The 8,441-nt window shown below is 61.5% G+C and carries 8 protein-coding genes and 1 pseudogene; 5 read left to right on the forward strand and 4 right to left on the reverse strand.

What is annotated here, in order from left to right:
* Positions 1–320 precede the first annotated feature (320 nt).
* Positions 321–1,067 carry a LysE family translocator gene (locus ACX80P_RS16760; RefSeq protein WP_459279236.1) on the reverse strand — a complete coding sequence of 249 codons (747 nt, stop codon included), beginning with the start codon at positions 1,065–1,067 and terminating at the stop codon, positions 321–323.
* 209 nt (positions 1,068–1,276) lie between these two features.
* Between ACX80P_RS16760 and ACX80P_RS16765 the strand changes: the two genes are divergently transcribed.
* The 3 genes from ACX80P_RS16765 to arr all read left to right on the forward strand — a co-directional run bounded on the left by ACX80P_RS16765 (position 1,277) and on the right by arr (position 3,743).
* Positions 1,277–2,212: a LysR family transcriptional regulator gene (locus ACX80P_RS16765; protein ID WP_459279237.1), complete on the forward strand. Its 936-nt coding sequence runs from the start codon at positions 1,277–1,279 to the stop codon at positions 2,210–2,212.
* Positions 2,213–2,653: 441 nt separating this feature from the next.
* Positions 2,654–3,073 carry a hypothetical protein gene (locus ACX80P_RS16770; RefSeq protein ID WP_459279238.1) on the forward strand — a complete coding sequence of 140 codons (420 nt, stop codon included), beginning with the start codon at positions 2,654–2,656 and terminating at the stop codon, positions 3,071–3,073.
* 244 nt (positions 3,074–3,317) lie between these two features.
* Positions 3,318–3,743, forward strand: a complete 426-nt coding sequence (arr, locus tag ACX80P_RS16775; protein ID WP_459279239.1) for an NAD(+)--rifampin ADP-ribosyltransferase — start codon at positions 3,318–3,320, stop codon at positions 3,741–3,743.
* An 82-nt stretch (positions 3,744–3,825) separates the two neighbouring features.
* Here arr and ACX80P_RS16780 read toward each other — a convergent pair whose 3' ends face one another.
* Together ACX80P_RS16780 and ACX80P_RS16785 are read right to left on the reverse strand one after the other, a co-directional pair.
* Positions 3,826–4,734: a DNA/RNA non-specific endonuclease gene (locus ACX80P_RS16780; protein WP_459279240.1), complete on the reverse strand. Its 909-nt coding sequence runs from the start codon at positions 4,732–4,734 to the stop codon at positions 3,826–3,828.
* Between the two features lie 301 nt (positions 4,735–5,035).
* Positions 5,036–5,227 carry a hypothetical protein gene (locus ACX80P_RS16785; RefSeq protein WP_459279241.1) on the reverse strand — a complete coding sequence of 64 codons (192 nt, stop codon included), beginning with the start codon at positions 5,225–5,227 and terminating at the stop codon, positions 5,036–5,038.
* A gap of 444 nt (positions 5,228–5,671) precedes the next feature.
* On the opposite strand from ACX80P_RS16785, the gene ACX80P_RS16790 reads away from it, so the two are divergent.
* Both ACX80P_RS16790 and ACX80P_RS16795 read left to right on the forward strand, forming a co-directional pair.
* Complete coding sequence (locus tag ACX80P_RS16790; protein ID WP_459279242.1) at positions 5,672–6,604, forward strand: restriction endonuclease; 933 nt, start codon at positions 5,672–5,674, stop codon at positions 6,602–6,604.
* A gap of 180 nt (positions 6,605–6,784) precedes the next feature.
* Entirely contained in the window at positions 6,785–7,963 is a 1,179-nt protein-coding gene (locus ACX80P_RS16795; protein ID WP_459279243.1) for an IS30 family transposase, read from the forward strand.
* 96 nt (positions 7,964–8,059) lie between these two features.
* Here the strand turns inward: ACX80P_RS16795 and ACX80P_RS16800 are convergent.
* Positions 8,060–8,371 (reverse strand): annotated as a pseudogene (locus tag ACX80P_RS16800) (integrase core domain-containing protein); the annotation flags it as partial.
* Between the last annotated feature and the right edge of the window lie 70 nt (positions 8,372–8,441).

Consider the following 8,441-nt stretch of genomic DNA (forward strand, 5'->3'; position numbering starts at 1 on the left):
GTCAGTCGTGAAGTCATCCACGGCCATCTCCTCTCGGATCAGGCCGGGCCCTCACACACCGTTTTTCTTACAGTCCCTGGACGGTCGTCCGTGAGTCGTTCGAGTGTGGACGGGATTGGAGCAGACGTAGAGGCCGTGCCTGAAGTTCCAGTACAGATCGAGTGGGGCCCACTGATTAGTGGCACTCGTTCCTGCGAGGCAGTGGCGGCCCGACCGATGCTGACGAAGACGGTGATCACGGTTCCGAGCATCAGCAGCAGGGACATCATCGATGAACCTGGTCGAGGCTGGTACCGACGTGGCGTGGCGGCTGTCATTGGTTAGAGCAGGGCGGTGATGACGGGGATGGTGGTCATGAGCCCCAGCACGATAAAGACGACACCTGATATTCGATGGATCCACCGGGTGACTGTGGGTCGGTTGAGCCACGTTCCGGCGGTGTGCGCGCCGAGGGCAATGATGGCGAGGTAACCACCGATTACTGCTGCGACGGTGCCACCGACAACGGCTACAACGTAGAGAGGTGTTGCGTCGGTGGGGGTGAACTGGGGTATGAGGGCGAGGAAGAACAGCCCCGTTTTCGGGTTCGTGAGGCAGCACAGCACACCGGCGGTAAACGCCGACCATTTCGTCGGGGCAGTGCCCCGTGTTTGCAGGCCATCGACAGGGGTATCGGTGAGGGTACTCACCGGGTTATCCGTGGTGACAGTGCTTGTGGAAGGTTTTTGCGGTACGCCGACTGCGGCGACTGTCACGGGCGTCCTCGCGTGTGCTCCGCGGTCACGGGCGTGGGTGGTGAGGGTGCGATAGCCAAGGTAGAAAAGGTACGCACCTCCCAGGACGCGAAGGGTGTGAAAGGCCACGGGTGAATCCTGGAGAAAGGCTGCGATGCCGGCGGCGACCAGGGCCGCCCACACGAAGATTCCTGATGCTGAACCGAGGGCCGCGAAGAGCCCTGCGCTTGGCCTGCGCAGGGCGTATTGCAGAGTCAGCAAGGTGTCCGGCCCCGGGGTGATCGCGAGAATGACTGCGACTCCTAGCAGCGCGAGGTAATTCGTCATGTCCATGAGAATGGCCTTTCACAAGCAGCATCGAGCAAGCGCGTCAGCAAGGATGCGAGCACACGCTGAGGTCTCGACCAGGGTGAGTAGTGCGGCAGACGAGGGCGCCTGGACGAGGCAGCCCTCTGTCTTCACTTCCACGATGACGGCCAGGCACTGTGCGGCACCAGCAATTATTTGCCAACGATTATCAGGCGTTACCTTAGAATGGGTTTGTGTTGGATCCTCATAAGCTCATCGTCCTGCGGGCCGTGATCGCCGCGGGATCAGTGCACGGAGCCGCCAAGGGATTACACCTCACTCCTGCCACGGTCAGTCAGCATCTCCAGGTCCTCGCCCGGCAAACCGGGCTGGTGCTCTTCGAGAAAAGCGGGCGGGGCATCGAGGCCACATCGGCCGCTCTCCACTTGGCCGAAGAGAGCAGCCAGGCCCTCTCGGATCTGGAACGTCTTGAACGAACTGTGGCGGACCTCCGGGCAGGAAGGGCCGAGCGCATCACGTTCTCGTGTTTCGCCTCGGTCGCCCAAGCCTGGATGCCACACGTCGTCAGTGTCCTACGAAATATCTCCCCCACCACCGTGGTGGAAATCAGCATCAACGAGCTCCACCCCGGCGGAGGACGGCACCACCCCGACATCGAAATCCGCAACGAAGCCCTCGACGCAGACCCGCTCACCCTCGAGGGCTACCAAAGACACGTCCTGGCCGAGGAGAAACTACGCCTGGTCCTCCCCAAGGACCACCCCTTATGCGCGCACGACACCGTGGATATGATCCAACTCCGCGGAGAAGCATGGATCGACCACGACATCCACGACGGACCCACCGGACGAATCATCGCCCGGGCCTGCACAACCGCGGGATTCACGCCAAGCTACATCGCTCGCCTCGATGATCACCACGCCGCGCTCAGTCTCACCGCCGCCGGCCTCGGTATCACCGTACTTCCCACGATCGCACTGACAGGGATACCCGGCAACCTCACCACCCGAGCCCTCACCGGCCCCACCGTGAGCCGCCGCATCGTCGCCTTCACCCGCACCCACCCCGTCCGGGCACGCCTCATCCACACCGCACTCACCGCACTCCGAAAAGCCGCCACATCACCACCACTGAGAGTCCCAAGGAATCCCTCAACCGAGGATCGTTAGGGGATGGCCCCGCGGACTGAACGATCAGCCACGAAGCACTGCGACTCACAACGACGACGGACCGCCGTCAGGGTGCCTGCAGATTCGCAACAAGGGATCCTTTGATTGGACGACTGGTCGGCGGCCGGGAGGCTCCATTGGTGTACATATCCCACCGCCTCGCGTCACCGACACGAGAGGCACTGTCTCTCTTAGTCATCTCGCTGCGGGTCGCCTCACAGGTCAATCCACCTGAGGATAGTGAGACTACGACACCTGTCCTCTCACCTCTGGCATACCAGACACAGCGACAAGACGTGCTGACGGTGGGGCTGCCCTTTGCCGCGGTTTCAACTACGTGGGAACATCCAAGTCGGCCGCGGGCAGGGTTCCCGTTCCGAGGCGGTCCCTGGTGTTGCTCTGCCCTTGTCGCTGCACCATTGCTGGGGCAGGATGATGCGCATGGCGAAGGAGAACGAAGCTCTAGCTGTGTTCCTGGGCGACTGGAGCGCTACCGGGACCGCGTACGGCGCAGATCTCGACGGCGCCCCGTGGCGCAGCGTCCACTCCGCCCGGTGGCATACGGGCAACTTCTTCGTCATTCAGGACGAGCGGGCGAATGGGCCGTTCGACACCATGAGCTTGCTCGGCTGGGACGCCGAACGTCACGCCTACTTCTCCTGGAACATCGAGAACCACGGCTTCGCGCGTCAGTACCTCCTGGAGCACAACGACCAGACATGGACCCTGACGGGTGACACCGAACGCGCCACCATCACCTTCAGCGACGACGGCCGAACTCAGACACATCACTGGGAATTCCAGCCGAACGGTCAGTGGATCACACTGTGTGACCGTATCGCCACCCGCATCCATCGGTGACTCACTACTGGCAACCGCTGCTAACCGGTGGGGTCACCGCGCTGACGATCGACGCCATCACAGACCGGTACCTCACCTCGGGCGGCGCCGCGTCCCCTGCAGCCATCAACAAGTACTGCAACGGCTTGACCGACCTGAGGCTACCTCCACCGCCTTCAGGTTAGGGCGGGGAGGGGGACTTGCGGCAAGGCCTTGCTGAGGTGGCATACTCACGGGTCCGAGCACGCCGATAGGAGGAGCCCAGGTGTTCAAACCACTCGATGAGGGACCTTTTTTCCATGGCACGGTCGCGGATCTGAAGGTGGGTGATTTGCTCACAGCGGGCCACCGATCGAACTACCGCCCCAAGATCGTGATGAACCACGTCTACTTCACAGCTCGTGCCGATGGAGCCGGGCTTGCAGCGGAAATCGCTGCGGAACTTGCGGAGGGGCGCACTGCAGCTCCACGGGTGTACGTGGTTGAGCCCACCGGAGGGTTCGAGGACGACCCGAACGTGACCGACAAGAAGTTCCCTGGTAATCCCACCCGGTCGTACCGCAGCAGCGGCTCGCTGCGAATTGTCGGCGAGATCACTGAGTGGACCCGACTAACACCCGAGCAACTGCAGACATGGCGGGATCGGCTGTCAGCGCTTCTCTCGAGCGACAAAGCCGAGATCATCAACTGAGGCTTCACTGGGGCCAGATACGCGCATCGATCCTTTCCTGAACGACAAGAACAGCGACGACCACACCTTCGGAACGTCGTGATCAGTTGTTGAGGTCGAAGTCCAGGTCAAGGCATTCGGTGCTGGAGAGCTCCCGCCAGGCAGAGGTCACGCGCGCGCTGGGTAGGGTTGCGGCGATCGGCATCCAATCAACCCCCACCAGCTGGTCGAGCCCGAGCCCGGTGAGCGCGGCGATGTCGCGGATCGGCACCTGAAAGGTCCGGAACGGACCCAACGGTGGCGCGTCATCCCCAACAGCGCCCGGCTTCGGCACGTCCTCGAGGTCAGCGAGCTGCGGGGTCTGATCCACGACATACCCGGTTGCCGCCAACGAGCCGTCCTGCAGGAACACGGCGACCTTGAAGTACCGCAACGGGATCTCCACCCCCCGGTACACCGGATCGACGTCGCTGAAGATCGGGCCCGTGAACACGATCAGGCGCCGCCCGCTGTCGGCGGCGTCCTCGGGGAGGTAGGACTCCAGGCCCAACCACAGGTCCAGGCCCTGGTTGAACTTTGCGGCCTGCAGGGCGGCGTTGGTGTAGTGGAAAGTGTCCTCATTGGCCTGCTGAGCCTCGGCTCGGGTGTCGCCCCACACCGCTGATGCCCGGCGGACGAGGTGCCCGCGGTCGATGTCGTTGCGCGCGTAGACCCGCTCCCCCGTCTGCTCATCCTCAGATAGCCGAGGATCCAACCGCCACTGGATCCCAGAGCGGTCGAGGTCCATGAGCTTCGCCCCGTCGACCCCGAGGGCCGTGATTGCGGCCAGGCGCTTATCCGGGCGCATCAGCACCGAGAAGTGCGTGTACGGGAGCAGGACCGTCTCGACGCCGGCCAGGACCGGCATGGGCACCGAAACACCCAGGAATTGCTCGTCGAATCCCACGCGATCGTCGAGGCTCGCGGCCGTTACGGTGTGCGAGATCTGAGGTGTGGGCAGGGTGGCGTCCATCCGGTGAAGCTACCAGCGACAGGTGACAACGCAATGAACAGTGCCCTCTAAAGCGAAATGAGACCGGCTGCAACAATGGCAAGGCCACCGCTCAGCAACAGGACCGCCACCGCAGCCCAGACCGTAGCCAGACCGGCCGCGATCTCGGACTGCCGGTCCTAACCGAGGTGGAAGGCCTTCAGCAACACGTTCGCTTGGAAACGCCCGATGACATGCTGGCCACGATAAGCGGCCAAGGCCAGAAGCATCATGACAAAGCCGACACTCACACGGGCGTCACCTACAGCACGGCGCGCAACGGCTACTTCTGGTCCGGCTCGGAAGTGGGCGCACCCAAGCTCCAGGGTTCCTCCGGCTCCATGGACTCTGCAGCCTGAGCAGTGTCGACCTCCCACTGCTCCGAGGCTTCCGTCAGTGGAAGACGAACCGGGTTCCGATCGCCCTGATCGTTGAATTCCGGGTAAGTCAGCGGCACGTTCTCAGCGCTAGTCATCCGCCGATCCTACTCACCACCCCACCCGTCCGACATGGGTACAGCCCCACCCACCAGCCGACCCCCGTGTGAGCCGAGCAGCAACCCGACGTTGCACCAGGCCTAGACCCTCCACCGTTCGTGTTGCAAAACCCGGAAAGCGACCCTGAAACCACACCATCTGAGCCGATCTGCACAGTTGCGTTGGGGTATACCCCAACGCAACGCTTTCGCCGCCGCCCACCGGATGTACAGATGGGGCACCTATGCATACATTCTCATCATGTGAGGTAAGCGTGCACTGCGCGGCGTAGCCACAGCCTGCACTGCGACTCCAACCGAGCTCGAGCGGCGAGGGACAACCGATCGCCCCTCCTGAGGTCACTTGAGTCACGAAGCAGGGTGCAGAATCTGTGCGTACAGCCCGTTGGTGAAGCCGTCGTCCACCGAACCTAGACTGGGCGGATGGTCCAGCACGTGAATCCTGCCGTCATCAACCCTCTGATCCGTGTTCTATCAACGGCCTACTGGTTTCGGAACGACCTACGTGACTTCCTTATCGTGGCGACTGGCGATCGCTCTCTGGTCCTTCAATATCCATGGCAGGACAAGACCATTCCCAAGCGTGACCTAGCTCGCGCTCTTGTGCATGATCTGAATGAAAATCAGCACAAGTACCGTGACGTGCTGGTGCGGCTGATACTGACCGCGGCAGACATGCCGGATCCTGTTGCCTTGAAGCACTTGGAAGACGGTGCCAGAAAATATCAGGAGGCTCGCGAGGCGATCGACATACTTCGTCCCTTGGTGAACCCCTATCGCAAGGAGCAGGAAGAGATTACGGAGTTCCAACGTCGCCTACAGACTAGCAAGGACGTAAATGCTTTTCGGCAACATATGAATCAGATGATTGACGATCTGAAAGTGAAGTTTACTGCTTCCGAGAAGATGCGGGCACAGCCTCGTGGCTATGCCCTTGAAAAGATTCTGAACGAGGTCTTCGACCTTTTCGACCTCGAACCTCGTAAGCCCTTCGCTGTTTACGGAGAGCAGATCGACGGCGCTTTCACCCTCGAAGGGACCGACTACATCGTTGAGGCGAAATGGCAGGCAAAACCCATCGCAGCAAGAGACGTCACAGAGTTTGCTGGCAAGGTCACAAGACGTTTGGACAATACGCTCGGACTCTTCGTCTCGATGTCAGGTTTTCAAGCCTCGGTGCCTGACCTCGTAGCCAGGACGGGACGCCACTCGGTTCTTTTGATGGACGGCGGCGACCTCATGGCTGTACTAGAACGAAGAATCCGACTAGACGAACTAATTACTCGGAAAAAGCGACACGCGGCAGAAACAGGAGAGATTCAGTACTCTGCCTGGAGCATTCTTAGCGACCTGTAGGTGTGCTCACATGACTGGTGACCTTGTCAACCGTAAGTGGCCCCGGTAGGACGGGGTGGATTCTAACGATCGTCGCAACATCTGAGATGTAGAGGAGTTGCGTTGGCTGCTGACGGGAAGGTCAGGTTGAAGCCCGGCCCGACGGGTATGACAGCGGAGCGGGCCAGCTATGTTCGGCTCATGAAGCAAGGGTTCAGTAATTCCGAGATCTGCCGGACGCTGGGAATCAACCGCAAGACAGGGACGCGGTGGCGGCATGGGCGGACGGTGAAAGATCCACTGACCGGACGCGTCTATCTGTATCCGGCTGTGTCCCTCGTGCGAGAACCCGCCGAGGTCATCTCCTCCCGGTACCTGTCTGAGGATGAACGAACCACGATCGCGGATCGCTACCGCGCCGGTCACAGTCTTCGTTCGATCGCCTCCGAATTGGGCCGGGCACCATCGACCATCAGCCGTGAGATCAGCAGGAACCGCCACGCATGCGGGACCTACCGGCCGCACCACGCGCAAAAGATGGCCCGGGTCCGCCGTCAACGACCTAGAGCCGGGAAGATCGCACGGGTACCCGAGCTACGAGATTTCATCCAAACCCACCTGAACCGGTGGTGGAGTCCAGGCCTGATCTGCCGCCGGCTGAAAGCCGCGTTTCCTGATCGCCCGGAGCTGCATCTGGTGCACGAAACGATCTACCAGGCCCTCTATATTCAGGGCCGAGGCGAGCTGCGACGAGAGCTCGTCAAGTGCCTGCGTACCGGGCGCAGCCGACGGAAGCCCAACAGAGCGATACCCCGCAGACCCTCCCGATTCGCCGGGGACGTACTGATGATCAGCGACAGGCCCTTCGACCCAGCTGACCGCACGGCGCCCGGAGCATGGGAGGGAGACCTAATCATGGGGACCCAAAACCGCTCTGCCATTGCCACTCTGGTTGAGCGCAGTACCCGCTATGTGATGCTCGTCCATATTCCTGGAGTCAATCGGACCCGGGAGCTCAGGGACGGCCTCATTCAGGCGTTTGCCGGGCTACCGGCGTCTCTGGCGACATCACTTACCTGGGATCAGGGAACCGAGATGAGCCAACATGCCGAATTCACAGCAGCTAGTGGCGTCCCGGTCTACTTCTGTGAGCCTCGCTCGCCCTGGCAACGAGGTACGAACGAGAACACCAACGGACTGCTTCGGCAGTTCTTTCCCAAGCGCACTAATCTCGCCCTTCACTCACCCGAACAGCTGGCCATCGTCGCCGCAGCACTCAATGACAGACCTCGCGCCGTCCTCAACGACGACACCCCGACTGAGCGCTTTGCTAGGCTCCTGAACACCCACAAAACCACCGAGTGTTGCGACGATCGTTAGAATCCACCCCGTCTTACCGGGGCCACCCAAACCTGTCACAGTCAGACTGGTCACCAAAAGGGTCCTGAACCGCCCTGGGGTTGATGGAGACTCGCGCTATGTGATTCCCACCAGTTGATTATGGATGGTTTGGCCAGCATAGAACGTCTGCTCGAACTCCGCGGGTGGAACGTCGCCGAGGTACCCGTGAAGGCGTTGGGTGTTGTGCCAATGGACCCATCCGAGGGTTGCTAGCTCGAGGTCCTCGACCGTCTTCCACGGGCCTGGCCGGGCTGGACCACGGACGAGTTCGGTCTTGTAGTACCCATTCACCGTCTCAGCGAGGGCGTTGTCGTAGCTGTCGCCTACGGTCCCGATAGAGGGGGTCGCGCCGATCTCGGCGAGGCGTTCGCCGTAGCGAATAGTTGTGCCCCGCATAGTGGTGTAGCGCGGTTGCCCGGGTCGTCATGGTGATGGACATGGACGCGGCCACCGCGTG

The organism is Arthrobacter arabinosi, from assembly GCF_054511115.1.

What these genes read in the sequence shown, in the direction of transcription:
- ACX80P_RS16770 (WP_459279238.1), top strand. Translation starts at nt 2,654, where the DNA reads ATGGCGAAGGAGAACGAAGCTCTAGCTGTGTTCCTGGGCGACTGGAGC.
- ACX80P_RS16760 (WP_459279236.1), bottom strand. Translation starts at nt 1,067, where the DNA reads ATGGACATGACGAATTACCTCGCGCTGCTAGGAGTCGCAGTCATTCTC.
- ACX80P_RS16785 (WP_459279241.1), bottom strand. Translation starts at nt 5,227, where the DNA reads ATGACTAGCGCTGAGAACGTGCCGCTGACTTACCCGGAATTCAACGAT.
- ACX80P_RS16790 (WP_459279242.1), top strand. Translation starts at nt 5,672, where the DNA reads ATGGTCCAGCACGTGAATCCTGCCGTCATCAACCCTCTGATCCGTGTT.
- ACX80P_RS16795 (WP_459279243.1), top strand. Translation starts at nt 6,785, where the DNA reads ATGAAGCAAGGGTTCAGTAATTCCGAGATCTGCCGGACGCTGGGAATC.
- ACX80P_RS16780 (WP_459279240.1), bottom strand. Translation starts at nt 4,734, where the DNA reads ATGGACGCCACCCTGCCCACACCTCAGATCTCGCACACCGTAACGGCC.